Annotated in this window: 15 protein-coding genes and 3 tRNA genes; 2 read left to right on the forward strand and 16 right to left on the reverse strand. The window is 68.5% G+C overall.

Annotated features, from left to right (window positions below; all coding sequences use genetic code 11):
* From ccsA to KAH28_RS07665, 12 genes are all read right to left on the reverse strand, one after another.
* Positions 1–727, reverse strand: a 727-nt coding sequence (ccsA, locus tag KAH28_RS07610) for a cytochrome c biogenesis protein CcsA (RefSeq protein ID WP_290575389.1), incomplete at its 3' end; no start/stop codon positions are given.
* On the reverse strand, positions 727–1,197 hold the full coding sequence (gene ccmE / locus KAH28_RS07615) for a cytochrome c maturation protein CcmE (RefSeq protein ID WP_366918148.1): 471 nt from the start codon (positions 1,195–1,197) through the stop codon (positions 727–729). The genes ccmE and ccsA, both read right to left, overlap by 1 nt.
* Positions 1,184–1,345, reverse strand: a complete 162-nt coding sequence (ccmD, locus tag KAH28_RS07620; RefSeq protein ID WP_290575391.1) for a heme exporter protein CcmD — start codon at positions 1,343–1,345, stop codon at positions 1,184–1,186. The genes ccmE and ccmD overlap by 14 nt, the downstream gene beginning before the upstream one ends.
* Positions 1,338–2,084, reverse strand: coding sequence for a heme ABC transporter permease (locus KAH28_RS07625; RefSeq protein ID WP_290575392.1), 747 nt, complete (start codon positions 2,082–2,084; stop codon positions 1,338–1,340). The genes ccmD and KAH28_RS07625 overlap by 8 nt, the downstream gene beginning before the upstream one ends.
* Positions 2,081–2,749, reverse strand: coding sequence for a heme exporter protein CcmB (gene ccmB / locus KAH28_RS07630; RefSeq protein ID WP_290575393.1), 669 nt, complete (start codon positions 2,747–2,749; stop codon positions 2,081–2,083). Before ccmB ends, KAH28_RS07625 begins: the two co-directional genes overlap by 4 nt.
* Complete coding sequence (gene ccmA / locus KAH28_RS07635; RefSeq protein ID WP_290575394.1) at positions 2,746–3,357, reverse strand: heme ABC exporter ATP-binding protein CcmA; 612 nt, start codon at positions 3,355–3,357, stop codon at positions 2,746–2,748. The genes ccmB and ccmA overlap by 4 nt, the downstream gene beginning before the upstream one ends.
* 48 nt (positions 3,358–3,405) lie before the next feature.
* Positions 3,406–3,492, reverse strand: a tRNA-Leu gene (locus KAH28_RS07640).
* A gap of 44 nt (positions 3,493–3,536) precedes the next feature.
* Positions 3,537–3,610, reverse strand: a tRNA-Cys gene (locus KAH28_RS07645).
* A 50-nt stretch (positions 3,611–3,660) separates the two neighbouring features.
* Positions 3,661–3,736, reverse strand: a tRNA-Gly gene (locus KAH28_RS07650).
* Positions 3,737–3,773: 37 nt separating this feature from the next.
* Positions 3,774–4,346, reverse strand: coding sequence for a CDP-diacylglycerol--glycerol-3-phosphate 3-phosphatidyltransferase (pgsA, locus tag KAH28_RS07655; RefSeq protein WP_290575395.1), 573 nt, complete (start codon positions 4,344–4,346; stop codon positions 3,774–3,776).
* Between the two features lie 72 nt (positions 4,347–4,418).
* Entirely contained in the window at positions 4,419–6,230 is a 1,812-nt protein-coding gene (gene uvrC, locus KAH28_RS07660) for an excinuclease ABC subunit UvrC (RefSeq protein WP_290575396.1), read from the reverse strand.
* The gene (locus KAH28_RS07665) at positions 6,227–6,886 is read right to left on the reverse strand and encodes a response regulator (protein ID WP_290575397.1); all 660 of its coding nucleotides are present in this window, start codon (positions 6,884–6,886) and stop codon (positions 6,227–6,229) included. Before KAH28_RS07665 ends, uvrC begins: the two co-directional genes overlap by 4 nt.
* A 167-nt stretch (positions 6,887–7,053) precedes the next feature.
* Between KAH28_RS07665 and KAH28_RS07670 the strand changes: the two genes are divergently transcribed.
* Entirely contained in the window at positions 7,054–9,165 is a 2,112-nt protein-coding gene (locus tag KAH28_RS07670) for a PhoX family phosphatase (RefSeq protein WP_290575398.1), read from the forward strand.
* Between the two features lie 205 nt (positions 9,166–9,370).
* Positions 9,371–10,948 carry a POT family MFS transporter gene (locus KAH28_RS07675; RefSeq protein WP_290575399.1) on the forward strand — a complete coding sequence of 526 codons (1,578 nt, stop codon included), beginning with the start codon at positions 9,371–9,373 and terminating at the stop codon, positions 10,946–10,948.
* A 67-nt stretch (positions 10,949–11,015) separates the two neighbouring features.
* On the opposite strand, the gene aceA is transcribed toward KAH28_RS07675, so the two are convergent.
* The 4 genes from aceA to KAH28_RS07695 all read right to left on the reverse strand — a co-directional run bounded on the left by aceA (position 11,016) and on the right by KAH28_RS07695 (position 15,111).
* A complete protein-coding gene (gene aceA, locus KAH28_RS07680; protein ID WP_366918149.1) occupies positions 11,016–12,329 on the reverse strand; it encodes an isocitrate lyase in 1,314 nt (437 codons plus the stop codon).
* Between the two features lie 232 nt (positions 12,330–12,561).
* Positions 12,562–13,041, reverse strand: coding sequence for a ribonuclease E activity regulator RraA (gene rraA, locus KAH28_RS07685; protein WP_290575401.1), 480 nt, complete (start codon positions 13,039–13,041; stop codon positions 12,562–12,564).
* A gap of 29 nt (positions 13,042–13,070) precedes the next feature.
* Complete coding sequence (locus KAH28_RS07690) at positions 13,071–13,580, reverse strand: disulfide bond formation protein B (RefSeq protein WP_290575402.1); 510 nt, start codon at positions 13,578–13,580, stop codon at positions 13,071–13,073.
* A 10-nt stretch (positions 13,581–13,590) separates the two neighbouring features.
* Positions 13,591–15,111, reverse strand: coding sequence for a fumarate hydratase (locus tag KAH28_RS07695; protein ID WP_290575403.1), 1,521 nt, complete (start codon positions 15,109–15,111; stop codon positions 13,591–13,593).
* Positions 15,112–15,147 lie beyond the last annotated feature (36 nt).

Consider the following 15,147-nt stretch of genomic DNA (forward strand, 5'->3'; position numbering starts at 1 on the left):
CCCAGAACCACCAGCCACCCCAGCCGAGCTCGTGATACGCCCACCACGAGCCCAGCGCGATGCCGGCGGTCAGGAAGCTCCACGCGGCAGTGGTCCACGGCCGCGTCCAGCGCGCCCATTCGCTGTCCAGCCGGCCCTCGATGAGCGCGGTGACCGCGAAGGCGAATGCCACTGCGAAGCCCACGTAACCCATGTAGAGCAGCGGCGGATGGATGACCATGCCGGGATCCTGCAGCAGCGGGTTCAGATCCTGACCGTCGCGCGGCGCCGGAAACTGCAGGTCGAAGGGGTTCGAGGTCCACAGCGTGAAGGTGAGGAAGCCCAGCGAGACGAAACCCAGCACGCCGAGCACGGTGGCCGCGGTGTGCGCGGGCAGTCGCGCGCTGCGGTGCGCCACCACCCAGGTCCAGCCCGCGAGCATGGTCATCCACAGCAGCAGGCTGCCTTCGTGCCCGCCCCACACGGCGGTGAGCTTGTAGATCAGCGGCAGATCGGCGTGACTGTTCTCGGCGACGAACTGCACCGCGTAGGCGTCGCGCGCGAACAGCAGCGAGAGCGCGACATAGGTCACCAGGATCAGCGCCAGCTGCGCGCTCACCATGCCGCGCAGCAGCCCGTGATCGAGCGAGCCGGCCGGGCCGCGCGCCGCCCGCACCGCGAACAGCACCTGCAGAACGCATACGCAGACCGCGGCCGCGAGCGCGATTTCCCCGATCGCGGCCAGCATCAGGAAGCGGACGCCGCGCGAACCGCCTTGAACGGCTCGCAGCTGTGGCCGGTACCGTCGTCGAGCGCCTCGGCCAGGTCCGGCGGCATGTAGTTCTCGTCGTGCTTGGCGAGCACCTGCTCCGCCACGAACCGGCCTTCGCCGTCGATGCTGCCGGTGGTGACGATGCCCTGCCCCTCGCGGAACAGGTCGGGCAGGATGCCCTCGTAGACCACCGGCACCTCGTTCTCGCAATCGGCGAGCCGGAACGCCACGCGCAGCGAATCGGGGTCGCGCTCGACGCTGTTCTCGGTCACCAGCCCGCCGAGACGGAAGCTCGCGCCCTGCGGGATGGCCCCGGCCGCGATATCGCTCGGCGTATGGAAGTACATCAGGTTCTCGCGGAACGCCGCGGAACCGAGCACGGCGGCGAGCGCCACGCCCAGCACCAGGATCGCGATCCACGCCATGCGCTGTCTACGCGCCGTCATCTTCATCCCAGATCTCCTCCACCTCGTTGCGGGCGCGCAGTCGCTGCTGTCGTGCCGCGAACGCGTTCCACACCACGACCCCCAGCGTGGCCGCGAAGCTCGACCACACGTAGAGACCATAGCCACCCATGGCCAGCCATTCAGACACGCGCCGCCTCCACACGTTCGCGCGCCCAGCGCTGCCGTGCGTTCCGGCGCAGGTTCTCCGCCCGCATCCGTCGCAGCACGTTGGCGGCGCTGAACAGTGTCAGTCCCAGAGCCATCGCCAGCAGCGGCCAGAGCATGCTGGCATCCAGCGACGGCTTGCCGATGCGCGCGATGCTCGCGGTCTGGTGCAGGCTGTTCCACCACTCCACCGAATAGTGGACGATGGGCACGTTCACCCAGCCGGCCACCGCCAGCAGCGCGGCTGCACGGGCGCCCTTGCGCGCGTCGAGCATGGCGCCCTGCAGGGCGATGACCCCGAGATAGAGGAAGAGCAGCACCAGCTCCGAGGTCAGGCGGGCGTCCCACACCCAGTAGGCGCCCCAGGTCGGCTTGCCCCAGATCATGCCGGTAACGAGCGCCAGCGCGGTAAAGCTCGCGCCCACCGGCGCCAGCGCGACCAGCGCGCACTCGGCGAGCTTCATGCGCCAGACCAGCACCACGATGGCGGACACGGCCATTCCGGAGTACAGGAACAGCGACAGCCAGGCGGCGGGCACATGCACGTAGATGATGCGGTAGACCTCGCCCTGCTGGTAATCCGGCGGGGCGAGCACGAGCCCGCCGATCAGCCCGTAGGCGAGCAGCAGCAAGGCGCCGATCTCGAGCCACGGCGCCCAGCGGCGCGCGCGGTCGTCGAAGTGCGGCGGCGACCCCAGTTTGTGGAACCAGCTCCAGCTCATGTCGCTTGCAGTTTGGCGGCGGAGGCGCTCGCGAAGGGCAATGCGCAGAGGCAGAGCAGCGATACGCTGGACAGGAAGTATAAGGGTCCGGCGACCCCGAGTCCCGCTTCGAAGGCCCGCACAGCCCCGCTGCCGAAGATGATGACCGGAAGGCACAACGGCAGTACGCACAATGGCAGCAGCAGACCGGCGCGTGGCAGGCTCGCGGTCAGCGCAGCGCCCAGGCCGGTGATCGTCGACACCGCCGGCGATCCCAGAAGCAGCGTCACGAACAGCAGCAGCGCCTGATCGCCGCCCATGCCGAGTCCGAGCATGCCGATCGGCGCCACCACCACCAGCGGCAGCGCGACGAACAGCCACTGCGCCACCAGCTTCGCCAGCATCAACAGCGCCAGCGGTGCATCGCTGCGCACCATCTGCTGCAGGAAGCCGCTGCGGACATCGTCGCGGAAGCTGCGCTCGTTGCCGACGATGAGCGCCAGAAGGAGCGCCACCCAGACCACCGACGGCGCCGCCGCATCGAGCCACTGCGCGCCGGGCTCAGCGCCCAGCACGAAGGCCGTGACCACCACGGCGAAGAACACCAGCGGCTGCATCCAGGCGGCGCCGCGCTGCCGCATCAGCAGCCATTCGCGCTGGAGGATGGCGCCCGCGGCCGCGCTCATCGGGCGAGCTCCTGGACCCGCACCGTGAGTCCGTCGAGCGGTTGATGCGTGGTCAGGATGACCGCACCGCCCGCGCTGCAGAACGCCGCGATGGCGGCTACCAGCAAGGGCACGGCGTGACGGTCCAGTGCCGCGATGGGTTCATCGAGCATCCACAGGCGTGCCGTCGGCTTCAGCGACAGCGTCGCCAGCGCGGTGCGCTGCTGCTGCCCGGCACTGAGGGCGCCGAGCGCGCGATTGCGGGCACGCGGCACGCGCCAGTGCTGCATGGCGTCGGCGATACGGCCGGCATCCCCGCCCTGCAGGCGGCACCAGAGCGCGAGATTGGTGCGCGCATCGAGCTCGGGGGCGAAACCGTGGCGGTGGCCGATCCAGATGCTCGCGTGCATGGGCGGCAGATCGAGCTCGCCGGCCTCGGCCTCGAACAGGCCCGCCAGGGTTTCGAGGAGCGTGGTCTTGCCGCAGCCGTTCGGCCCCACAAGATGCAGGACTTCCCCGGCGTCCACGTGCAGATCGACGCCGTCGAGCAGCGTGCGCAGTCCGCGGCAGACGCGGATTCCGCGACCGGTCGCGACGCGCGTGGCTGGTGGCTCTCCGGAGGCGCTCATGCGGCGGCGATCACGGACCGCGGTGGTGCGTAGCGCGTGTCGACGCCGTGGTGCCCGAGGTCGGACTCGAACCGACACGGCCTTGCGGCCACAGGATTTTAAGTCCCGTGCGTCTACCAGTTTCGCCACTCGGGCGGGCGGATGCCCAGTATGGCGTAATGCTCATTCACCGGGGATTCTGGAGGCTCGGGCCGGAATTGAACCGACGTACGCGGATTTGCAGTCCGCTGCATCACCACTCTGCCACCGAGCCGCGCATGGCGCTGAAAGCAAAAACCCCGGCGGGGCCGGGGTTAGCCGTAATGGAGCGGGAAACCGGGCTCGAACCGGCGACCTCAACCTTGGCAAGGTTGCGCTCTACCAACTGAGCTATTCCCGCAAAGCAGGCGCGTATTCTATGACGCCGCGTCGCGGTGTCAAGAGCCGGGATCGCTCTGTTCGTGCATGTCGGGCCACGCGGCACGCAGGTAGGCCACCATCGATTGCAGCGTCAGCACCGCCGCCACGATCAGCAGCGCGTATCCCACGGCGTAGAACGGGATGCCGAAGGTCGTCGACGACCACAGCATCATCGCGATGGCGGTCATCTGGAAGCCGGTCTTGAGCTTGCCCAGCCAGCTCACCGCCACGCGCGCCCGCGTGCCGAGCTCGGCCATCCACTCGCGCAGCGCCGAAACCGCGATCTCGCGGCCGATGATCACCGCCGTCAGCAGCGCCAGCAGCATGCCGGGACGATCATAGAGCAGCAGGATCAGCGCCACCGCCACCAACAGCTTGTCCGCGACCGGGTCCAGGAAGGCGCCGAAGCGGCTCTCCTGCTGCCAGCGCCGCGCCAGCCAGCCGTCCAGCCAGTCGGTGATGCTGGCGGCGACGAAAACCACCATGGCGGCCTGACGGGCGTGCGGCAGCGGCAGAAAGAACAGCACCATGACCACCGGGATGGCGGCCACGCGACCGAGGGTCAGAAGCAGCGGCAGGGTCAGTTGCACGGAATCCGGGTGCGGGCATTGGGGCGTGCCAGTGTATGCCGTGCACGGCGGCTTCGCTGCGCGCCGCGGCGCTCAGCGAAGCTGGTCGTGGATGCGCTGCGCGAGCGTTCGGCTGATGCCGTTGACCTGGGCAATGGCCTCGACGCTGGCCGCCTTGACCTGGGCGACACCGCCGAAATGCTGGAGCAGCGCGCGCCGGCGCGTCGGCCCCAGTCCCTCGATGCCGTCCAGGCGCGATTGCGTGCGCGCCTTGCCGCGCTTGGCGCGGTGCCCGGTGATGGCGAAGCGGTGCGCCTCGTCGCGCACCTGCTGGATGAGATGCAGCGCCGGCGAATCCGGCGGCAGGCGCAGCTCCCGGTCACTATCCGGCCGGACCAGGACCTCGAGGCCGGGCTTGCGCGTGACGCCCTTGGCGACGCCGAACACCGGCATCTCGCCGAGTCCGACCTCGACGAGCACCTCGTGCACGCCGCTCACCTGCCCCTTGCCGCCGTCGATGAGCAGCAGGTCGGGCACCACCGTCTCGTCGGCCTTTCCGGGCCGGAAGCGCCGGCGCACCGCCTGCGCCAGCGCGGCGTAGTCGTCGCCCGGCGTGATGTCGGCGATGTTGTAGCGCCGATAGGCCGTGCGCGCCGCCCCGCCCTGGTCGAAGACCACGCAGGAGGCCACGGTCCCCTCGCCGCCCGTGTGCGAGATATCGAAGCACTCGATGCGCTGCGGCGGCGCCGGCAGCTCGAGCCGGTCCGCGAGCTCGACCAGGCGCTCGTCCATGCTCGCGGCCTCGGTGAGATGCGTCGACAGCGCCTGCGCGGCCGTGTTCGCGGCCATCTCGAGCAGCCGCCTCTTGAAGCCGCGCTGCGGCGTCCGGATGGCGACGTTGTGGCCGAGACGCGCGCTGAGCGCGGCCGCCAGCCCGGCTTCCTCGGAGACCGGATGACTGACCAGGATCTCGCGCGCCGGTGCGTGCTCGGCGTAGTGCTGCGACAGGAAGCTCTCCATCAGCTCGGCCGGCGCGGTGTCGGCCGGATGCTTCGGGAAGAAGCTGCGGTGGCCGAGATTCAGCCCGTCGCGCACCGACATCACGACCAGGGCGCTGACCCCGGCGTGCGGCGCCAGCGCGACCACGTCGGTGTTCTTGCTGCCGGCGTCCACGCCGCGATGCTGCTGCACGCGCTTCAGCGCCGCGATCTGGTCGCGCAGCCGGGCCGCCCGCTCGAAGGCCAGCTCCGCCGACGCCCGCTCCATTTCCTGCTGCAGCTCCTGCATGAGGGCGTCGGACCGACCGTTCAGCAGCTGCATCGCCCGGCGCACGTCGCGCTCGTAATCGGCCTCGCTGATGCGCGCGACACAGGGCGCGGAGCAACGTTTGATCTGGTGCTGGAGACAGGGGCGCGTGCGGTTGTTGAAGTAGCTGTCCCGGCAGGGCCGGAGCTGGAACAGGCGCTGCAGCGTGTCGAGGGTCTCGCGCACCGACGATGCCGAGGGGAACGGCCCGAAGAAGCGGTCCTGCCGGTTCCGGCGCCCCCGAAAGAAGCTGATGCGCGGATAGGTGTGCGCGCTGAACCGCACGTAGGGGTAGCTCTTGTCGTCGCGGTAGAGGATGTTGTAGCGCGGATGCTGCTCCTTGATGAGGATGGCCTCGAGCAGCAGCGCCTCGTCCTCGCTGTGCGTGACGGTGACCTCGACGCGCGCGATCTGGTCGACCATCGCCTCGATGCGCGGATTGCCCGAGGCGCGCAGGAAGTAGCTGCCCACGCGTTTGCGCAGATTGCGCGCCTTGCCCACGTACAGCAGCGCGCCGTCGGCGTCGTACATGCGGTAGACGCCGGGGGCGGTGGTGAGCTGCGCGAGGTAGGCCCGGCTGTCGAAGCCTTCCGCGCTCATCGGGCGTTGTCGGCCCCCTGCATGTCGTCGAGCATGTCGTAGCGCATGGCGAGCCGTGTCAGCTCGACATCGTTGTGCACGCCCAGCTTCTCGAACAGCCGGTAGCGGTAGGTGCTCACCGTCTTCGGACTCAGGCAGAGGCGGTCGGAGATCGCCTGCGTGCCGAGGCCCTGGGTCAGCATGTACATGACCTGCAGCTCGCGCTGCGACAGCGCGTCGAACGGCAAGGCATTGGCGCCGCGCGACAGGTGCGCCGCCAGATTGCCGGCCACGGCCGATGCCACGTAGTGAGCGCCGGCGTGCACGCGCCGGATGGCAGCGACCACTTCGTCGGCCGCGGAATCCTTGCCGATGTAGCCCACGGCGCCGGCGGCGAGCAGGCGCGACGGATAGGGCTCGTCGATGTGCATCGACACGCCGATGATCTTGACGTCCGGAAAGCGCTGGTGGATCCGGCGTGTCGCCTCCAGACCGCCCAGTCCCGGCATGTTGACGTCGAGCAGCATGACGTCGGGCTCCTGGGCGCGCACGGCGTCGATCGCCTCCTCGCCGGATGCCGCCTCGGCGAGCACCTCCATGTCGGGCTGCTCGGAGACGACCCGCCGCAGACCGGCCCGGACCAGGCGGTGATCGTCAACGAGAATGATCGTGATCATGGGAACGCTCCGCGGCTGATCGAGCATGGTAGCGCCAAAGCCCGGCGCCGGCTGTCGCACTGCCGGGCACCGTCACGCTGCGGTCACGCAGCGATCACGGTACCGCCACGGTCGGCACCTAACTTTGCCGGCTTGAGATTTTTCCACAACCCGCAGAGGCCGCAGCCATGGGACATCATCCCGTAGAAGACCATAATCCGAGCAGCAATCCGCACATCGCCGAGGTGCTCGGCCATCGCACCACGCGCCGCGGCTTCATCGCCGGAGGTGCGTCCGCCACCGGCGCCGTCGCCACCCTGGCGCTGGTCGGCTGCAGCGATGACAACGGCTCGGGGGGCACGCTGGGTTTCGAAGCGGTGCCGAAGTCCCTCGAGGATCGCGTCACCCTGCCCGCCGGCTACAGCGCCGCCGTGCTTTACGCCATGGGCGATCCCATCGCCGCCGGCGTGGCCGCCTTCACCAACGACGGCACGCAGGGCGACTTCGACAAGCGGGCCGGTGACCAGCATGACGGCATGACCTATTTCGGCCTGTCCGACGACGGCACCTGGGACCCGGGCCGCGCCGACCGCGGCCTGCTGTGCATGAACCACGAGCAGCTCGATGTCGAGCGCGACGGCGGCAACGGCCTGCACCAGGGCACCACGCGCTCGCCGGACGCGCGCGCCAGGGCCGAGGTCGACAACGAGATGAACGCGCACGGGGTCAGCGTGATCGAGGTGCGCAGCAACGGCGGCGTCTGGGAGGTCGTGCAGGACTCGCCCTTCAATCGCCGCATCACCGGCTTCACGCCGATGGAGATCACCGGCCCGGTGCGCGGCAGCGATCTCGTCAGGACCGGCTACTCGCCGAACGGCACGCGCACGCGCGGCACGCTCAACAACTGCGCCAATGGCTACACGCCGTGGGGCACCTACCTCACCTGCGAAGAGAACTGGTTCAGCTACTTCCGGCGCGATGACGACGTGGCGCTGCGCAGCGACGCCGACAACGCCAACCTGGCGCGCTACGGCATCGGCCCGGATTCCACCGGCTTCTCGTACCGCTCCTGGGACACGGTCCCGGGCGACTCGGTGTACACGCGCTTCGATATCACCGAGACGGTCGCCGGCAACGCCTTCGCCAACGAGACCAACACCTTCGGCTGGATCGTCGAGATCAATCCCTTCGATCCCGACTCGACGCCGAACAAGCGTACTGCGCTCGGCCGCTTCGGTCACGAGGGTGCCTGGGCGGCCCCGGCCATCGCGGGCGAGCCCGTGGTCCTGTACATGGGAGACGACTCGCGCGGCGAGTACATCTACAAGTTCGTGTCCGCCGAGAACTGGGACCCGGCCGACGCCACCGATCCCGGTGCCGGCGACAAGTACCTCGACGAGGGCACGCTCTACGTGTGCCGCTTCAACGAGGACGGCACCGGCGTGTGGGTGGCCCTGGAGCCGGGGTCCAATGGCCTCGATGCCGGCACCACGCCCTATCCCTTCGATTCGCTCGCCGCAGTGCTGGTGGGCACGCGCCTGGCCGCCGACGTGGTGGGTGCCACGCGCATGGACCGCCCCGAATGGGGCGCGGTGAATCCGCGCAACCGCGAGGTCTACATGACGCTCACCAACAACAACGACAGCATCCGCTCGCTGGATGCCCTCGATGGCGCCAATCCGCGCACCTACGAGGACGAGAACGGCCGCACCGGCAACGTCAACGGCCACATCATCCGCTGGCGCGAGAACGGCTCGCGCAGCGCGGCCACCGGCTTCCAGTGGGACATCTTCGCCTTCGGTGCGTCCGCCACCGCCGATGCGGGCAGCGTCAACATCTCCGGCCTGGACGATGACAACGACTTCGCCAGCCCGGACGGTCTCTGGTTCGACGATCGCGGCCTGCTCTGGATCCAGACCGACGACAGCTCGCTGGGCGACCGGACCAACAACCAGATGCTGGTATGCAATCCGGGCGCCGTGGGCGACGGCGACGGCATCGCCATCACCAGCACCCTCGAGGGTCAGTCGCAGACGCAGGGCACCTTCGTGGGCCGCCCCGCCGCCGACAACCAGCTGCGGCGCTTCCTGGTCGGGCCGACCGGCTGCGAGATCACCGGCATCACCGCCACGCCGGACAACCGGACCCTGTTCGTCAACGTCCAGCACCCCGGCGAGAATGGCGAGGGCAACTGGCCGAACCCGTCGCGCGACGCCACCCAGGCGGGTCAGGCCGGCGTGCTGCCGCGCTCGGCGACCATCGTCATCACCCGCGACGACGGCGGCGAGATCGCGGTCTGATCGCCCTCAGCGTCACGCAATACCCCGAAAGGCCCGGCTCTGCCGGGCCTTTCGCTTTGCGGGGGCGTCTCCCCCCAACCTGACGCCTTCATGACAGAATCGGATCGTCGCGATCCTCGCGGCACGGCGGCACGACTCTTGCGCGGCTACTGGTCGCGCGCCACCACAGCAAGAAGGCCGAATGACGATGCGGAGCAGCCAACGCATGCCCCCGGGCATCCCGTACATCATCGGCAACGAGCTCGCCGAGCGCTTCTCGTACTACGGCATGCGCGCCATCCTGGTGGTGTTCATGACCCAGTACCTGGCCTTCTCGCAGTCCGAGGCCACGATCTGGTACCACCAGTTCAGCATCGCGGTCTACGCGACCCCCTTCGTCGGGGCACTGCTGTCGGACATCTTCCTCGGCAAGTACCGCACCATCATCCTGCTGTCGCTGGTCTACTGCGCCGGCCACGTGGTGCTGGCCCTCAACGAGTCGCGCGAGGGGCTGGCGCTCGGGCTGGGCCTCATCGCGATGGGCTCCGGCGGCATCAAGCCGTGCGTCTCGGCGCACGTCGGCGACCAGTTCCAGCCGCACCAGGCGCACATGCTGGAACGCGTCTACAGCTACTTCTATCTGTCGATCAATCTCGGCGCCTTCGTCTCGACCCTGCTGACGCCGGTGCTGCTGGAGACCGTCGGTCCGCAGGTCGCCTTCGGCACGCCCGGGGCGCTGATGTTCCTGGCCACCTTCGTGTTCTGGGCCGGGCGACGCGAGTTCATTGCCATCAAGCCCTTCCGGCAGCGCTTCCTCGCCGAGCTGAAGAGCCCGCAGGGCCTGCGCGCGATCGGCGTGCTGGCGGTCATCTACTTCGGCTTCGTCGCCTTCTTCTGGTCATTGTTCGATCAAACCGCCTCGACCTGGGTGATCCAGGCGCAGAACGGGCTGATGGACAAGACCATCAACCTGGGCTTCACCACCATCGAGCTGCTGCCCAGCCAGATCCAGGCCGCCAACCCGGTCCTGATCCTCACGCTGACGCCGCTGTTCACCTTCCTGCTCTATCCCTTCCTGAGGCGCTACGTGGGAACGCCGTCGCTGGGCAAGATCGCGGCCGGCCTGATGCTGACCTCGGTGTCCTTCTTCATCGTCGGCTGGGCCGAGGGCCGCATGGCGGACGGCGAGACGGTGTCGATCGGCTGGCAGTTCCTGGCCTACGTGGTCATCACGGCGGCCGAGGTCATGGTCTCGATCACGGCGCTGGAATTCGCCTACACGCAGGCGCCCAACGCGATGAAGTCCTTCATCGTTGCCTTCTACCTGCTGTCGGTGTCGGTGGGCAACGTCATCACCACCGTGGTCAACAAGCAGATCCAGGAGCCGCTGGCGCCGACCGCCATGATTGCCGGCGACCCCACCCGCCTGCGCTTCGAGGACATCGCCCGCTTCGAGCCGTCGCAGCGGATCGACATCGTCGGCGCCACGGGCGTGGAGGTCGTCGCGGACGACGGCAGCACGCGGCCGCTGGGCGGCACCTACCTGGTTTCGGCGGTCGACAGCGGCGCCGGCACGGTGGCGCTGAAGACCGTGCAGCAGGAGCCGCTGGTCACGCGCGGCACCTTCTCCGCGGATACCCGCGTCAGCACCTACCGCATGACCGGCGCCGACTACTTCTACTTCTTCGCCTGGATGGTGCTGACCGCGGGCATCGTGTTCAGCGTGGTGGCGCGCTTCTACCGCGAGCGCCAGTTCATCCAGTCCCTCGACGACGCCGAGCGCATACCGGACACGCAGCGCTGAGCCACCGCCCAACGAAAAGGGCCCGGCAATGCCGGGCCCCTTCCTTCGTCCAGCGATCGCGACGCGATCAGCCGAACTGCTCTTCCTCGGTCGAGCCGGTCAGCGCGGTCACCGACGAGGCACCGCCCTGGATCACGGTGGTGACGTCGTCGAAGTAGCCGGCGCCCACTTCCTGCTGGTGCGACACGAAGGTGTAGCCCTTCTCGCGGGCCGCGAACTCGGGCTGCTGCACCATGTCGGTGTAGTGCTTCATGCCCTCGCCGCGCGCGTAGTTGTACGCGAACTGGAAGGTGTTGTACCAGTTGATGTGGATACCCGCGAGGGTGATGAACTGGTACTTGTAGCCGTAGCTGGCCAGCTCTTCCTGGAACTTCGCGATGGTCTTGTCGTCGAGGTTCTTCTTCCAGTTGAACGACGGCGAGCAGTTGTAGGCCAGCAGCTGACCAGGGTTCTCCTTGCGGACGGCGTCGGCGAACTCCTTGGCGAAGCCGAGATCCGGGGTGCCGGTCTCGCACCAGACGAGGTCGGCGAAGGGCGCGTAGGCCACGCCGCGGGAAATCGCCTGCTCGAGGCCGTTCTTGACGCGGTAGAAGCCCTCGGCGGTGCGCTGACCGGTGAGGAACGGCGCGTCGTTGGCGTCGTGGTCCGAGGTGATCAGGTTGGCGGCCTCGGCGTCGGTGCGCGCGAGCACGATGGTCGGCACGCCGCAGACGTCGGCGGCCAGACGGGCCGCGACCAGCTTCTCGATGGCTTCCTTGGTCGGCACGAGCACCTTGCCGCCCATGTGGCCGCACTTCTTGACCGCCGCCAGCTGATCCTCGTAGTGCACGCCCGCGGCACCGTTCTGGATCATGTTCTTCATCAGCTCGAAGCCGTTCAGCACGCCGCCGAAGCCGGCTTCCGCGTCAGCGACGATGGGCAGGAAGTAGTCGATGGCTTCCTTCTCGTCCATTTCGCCGTCGCACAGCTTCTTCCACTGGATCTCGTCGGCGCGCTTGAAGGTGTTGTTGATGCGGCGGACCATGGTCGGCACCGAGTCGTAGGCGTACAGCGACTGGTCCGGGTACATGGTCTCGGAAGTGTTGCCGTCGGCGGCGACCTGCCAGCCCGAGAGGTAGACGGCCTCGAGGCCGGCCTTGGCCTGCTGCATGGCCTGTCCGGCGGAGATCGCGCCGAAGCTGTTCACATAACCCTTCTTGGCGCCGCCGTTGACCAGGTTCCAGAGCTTCTCGGCGCCCTGACGGGCGATGGTGTACTCGGGCTGCACCGAGCCCCGCAGCCGGACGACGTCGGCGGCGGAATACGGGCGCTTGACGCCCTTCCAGCGCGAATTGTTCGCCCAGTCGTTCTCGAGTTGCTTGATCTGCTCTTCGCGGGACATGCTCATAGGGTTGAAAGTCCTTCAGTTGAGGTATGCGATGGCGTGCGGCGTCGGCGAACCTGTAGGCTGATCCTCGGTGCGTCGACACACCCGGCAGCCGGCAGCGCTCCGCGACGGCCGAGCTGACGGAGGCCTCCCCGACGGCGGCCTTCAGAGGCGCGCTTTCGAAGGGGGCGCGAATATACCCGACGGCCGCAGGGCGTGCAATCGCACTGCAGCAATTCGGCGGATGTCAGGCGCTGAGGGGCTCGCGGGAGACCAGCACGCCGTCCGAATCGCAGTACACCATGTCGCCCGGGTGGATGGTTGCGCCACCGAAATGCACGGCGATGCTCTCGATGCCGGCGCCCCGCTTCTCCGACTTGCGCGGGTGCGTCGCGAGCGCCTTGACGCCGATGGCCATTTCCTCGATGGCCGCCGAATCCCGGATGCAGCCGTAGACGATCACGCCGGCCCAGCCGTTCTTGACGCCGAGTTCGGCGAGCTGGTCCCCCAGCAGTGCACAGCGCATGCTCCCGCCGCCGTCGACCACGAGCACCTTGCCCTCGCCGGGCTGCTCCAGCGCAGCACGCACCAGCGTGTTGTCCTCGTGGATCTTGAGGGTGTGCGCCGGTCCGTGGAAATCGATGTTGCCGCCGAAGTCGAGGAAGAGCGGTTCCAGGACCGCGGCTTCGGGGTGCGCGTCGGAGAGATCGGTGGTGGCGTAGGACATGGCAGGCGTTCCGTTGCGGGTGATAGGGATCAGACGGTGGTCGTGGGCCGGGGCAGGATCGCGGCGAGCAGCGCCCAGATCATGAGCGCCACGAAACCCACCAGCGTCCAGGCGGGCAGCGACAGCCCCATCCAGGACCAGTCGATGATCGCGCAGTTGCCGTCGCCGCTCAGCACCGTGGTCACGACCTCCCAGATGGGAAGCGCATCGACCAGGAAGTCGAGGGTGGGTCCGCAGGCCGGTACCTGATCCTCCGGCAGACTCTGCAGCCAGACATGGCGCCCCGCGATCACCGCGCCGGCGCCGGCCGTCAGCCATACCAGCAGCGCGTAGACCCAGCGCCCGGCTGCGCCGGGTCCGTGCAGCGCCGCGACCAGGAACACGACCCCGGCCGCGATCATGGCGATACGCTGGAAGATGCACATCGGGCACGGTTCGAGACCGCCGAAGTGCTCCAGCCAGAGCGCGAAGGCCATGGCGCCGGCGCAGGCCAGGAATCCGACAAGGCTCAGCAAACGGAAGCTGCGTAGCACGAGCATCTCCGGGGGATCAGTCGGTCACGACCGGGATCTTGCCGATGCGGGCCTGCCACTGCGCGGGACCGGTCCGGTGGACCGATTCGCCGGATGCGTCGACCGCCACCGTCACCGGCATGTCGGTGACCTCGAACTCGTAGATGGCTTCCATGCCCAGATCCTCGAATCCGACCACCTTCGCCGAGCGGATGGCCTTGGAGACCAGATAGGCCGCACCGCCTACCGCCATCAGGTAGGCGGAGCCGTGCGCGCGGATGGCCTCGATGGCCTGCGGACCGCGCTCGGCCTTGCCGACCATCGCGATGAGCCCGGTCTGCGACAGCATGGTCTCGGTGAACTTGTCCATGCGCGTGGCCGTGGTCGGCCCGGCCGGACCGACGGCCTCGTCGCGCACCGGATCGACCGGACCGACGTAGTAGATCACGCGGTTGGTGAAATCCACCGGCAGCGGCTCGCCGCGCGCGAGCATGTCGGCGATGCGCTTGTGCGCGGCGTCGCGGCCGGTGAGCATCTTCCCGTTGAGCAGCAGCGTCTGCCCGGGCTTCCAGCTCGCGACCTCCTCGGGCGTGAGCGCGTCGAGGTCGACCCGGGTGGCGACCTCGGTATCGGCCTGCCAGGTGACGTCGGGCCAGTCCTCGAGCTTCGGCGCCGGCAGATGGGCCGCACCGCTTCCGTCGAGGTGAAAGTGTACGTGGCGGGTGGCGGCGCAGTTCGGGATCATCGCGACCGGCAGATTGGCGGCGTGCGTCGGATAGTCGAGGATCTTGACGTCCAGCACCGTGGTCAGCCCGCCCAGGCCCTGCGCGCCGATGCCCAGCGCGTTGACCTTCTCGTAGAGCTCCAGGCGCAGCTCCTCGAGGCGGTTCTGCGGGCCGCGCGCGATCAGCTCCTGGATGTCCACCGGCGCCATGATCGATTCCTTGGCGAGCAGCGCCGCCTTCTCGGGCGTGCCGCCGATGCCGATGCCGAGGATGCCGGGCGGGCACCAGCCCGCCCCCATCGTGGGCACCGTCTTCAGGACCCAGTCGACGATGGAGTCGGACGGATTGAGCATGACGAGCTTGCTCTTGGCCTCCGAACCGCCCCCCTTCGCCGCGCAGATCACCTCGAGCCCGTCGCCGGGCACGATCTCGTAGTGCACCACCGCCGGTGTGTTGTCCTTCGTGTTCTGGCGCTTGCCCGCGGGATCCGCGAGCACGGAGGCGCGGAGCACGTTGTCCGGGTTGCCGTAGGCGCGCCGCACGCCCTCGTCGACCATCGCCTGCACCGACATCGTGCTGTCCCACCGCACGTTCATGCCGACCTTCAGGAAGACCAGTGCGATGCCGGTGTCCTGGCAGATCGGCCGGCGCCCCTCGGCGCACATGCGCGAGTTGGTGAGGATCTGCGCGATGGCGTCCTTCGCCGCCGGCGATTCCTCGCGCTCGTAGGCCGCGCCCAGCGCCTGGATGTAGTCCAGGGGGTGGTAGTAGCTGATGTACTGGAAGGCGTCGGCGATCGACTCGATGAAGTCGTCCTGGCGGATCGTGGTCATTGCGGGAAAGGGCTATGGACCGGGCGCGACATGCTA

It is taken from the genome of Algiphilus sp., from assembly GCF_023145115.1.
In the GTDB taxonomy this organism is placed as follows: domain Bacteria; phylum Pseudomonadota; class Gammaproteobacteria; order Nevskiales; family Nevskiaceae; genus Algiphilus.

Excerpts from the sequence above, each read along its gene's own strand:
- ccmE (WP_366918148.1), bottom strand. The coding sequence starts at position 1,197 with ATGACGGCGCGTAGACAGCGCATGGCGTGGATCGCGATCCTGGTGCTG.
- KAH28_RS07625 (WP_290575392.1), bottom strand. The coding sequence starts at position 2,084 with ATGAGCTGGAGCTGGTTCCACAAACTGGGGTCGCCGCCGCACTTCGAC.
- ccmB (WP_290575393.1), bottom strand. The coding sequence starts at position 2,749 with ATGAGCGCGGCCGCGGGCGCCATCCTCCAGCGCGAATGGCTGCTGATG.
- ccmA (WP_290575394.1), bottom strand. The coding sequence starts at position 3,357 with ATGAGCGCCTCCGGAGAGCCACCAGCCACGCGCGTCGCGACCGGTCGC.
- uvrC (WP_290575396.1), bottom strand. The coding sequence starts at position 6,230 with ATGAGCGCGGAAGGCTTCGACAGCCGGGCCTACCTCGCGCAGCTCACC.
- KAH28_RS07665 (WP_290575397.1), bottom strand. The coding sequence starts at position 6,886 with ATGATCACGATCATTCTCGTTGACGATCACCGCCTGGTCCGGGCCGGT.
- KAH28_RS07670 (WP_290575398.1), top strand. The coding sequence starts at position 7,054 with ATGGGACATCATCCCGTAGAAGACCATAATCCGAGCAGCAATCCGCAC.
- KAH28_RS07675 (WP_290575399.1), top strand. The coding sequence starts at position 9,371 with ATGCCCCCGGGCATCCCGTACATCATCGGCAACGAGCTCGCCGAGCGC.
- aceA (WP_366918149.1), bottom strand. The coding sequence starts at position 12,329 with ATGTCCCGCGAAGAGCAGATCAAGCAACTCGAGAACGACTGGGCGAAC.
- rraA (WP_290575401.1), bottom strand. The coding sequence starts at position 13,041 with ATGTCCTACGCCACCACCGATCTCTCCGACGCGCACCCCGAAGCCGCG.
- KAH28_RS07690 (WP_290575402.1), bottom strand. The coding sequence starts at position 13,580 with ATGCTCGTGCTACGCAGCTTCCGTTTGCTGAGCCTTGTCGGATTCCTG.
- KAH28_RS07695 (WP_290575403.1), bottom strand. The coding sequence starts at position 15,111 with ATGACCACGATCCGCCAGGACGACTTCATCGAGTCGATCGCCGACGCC.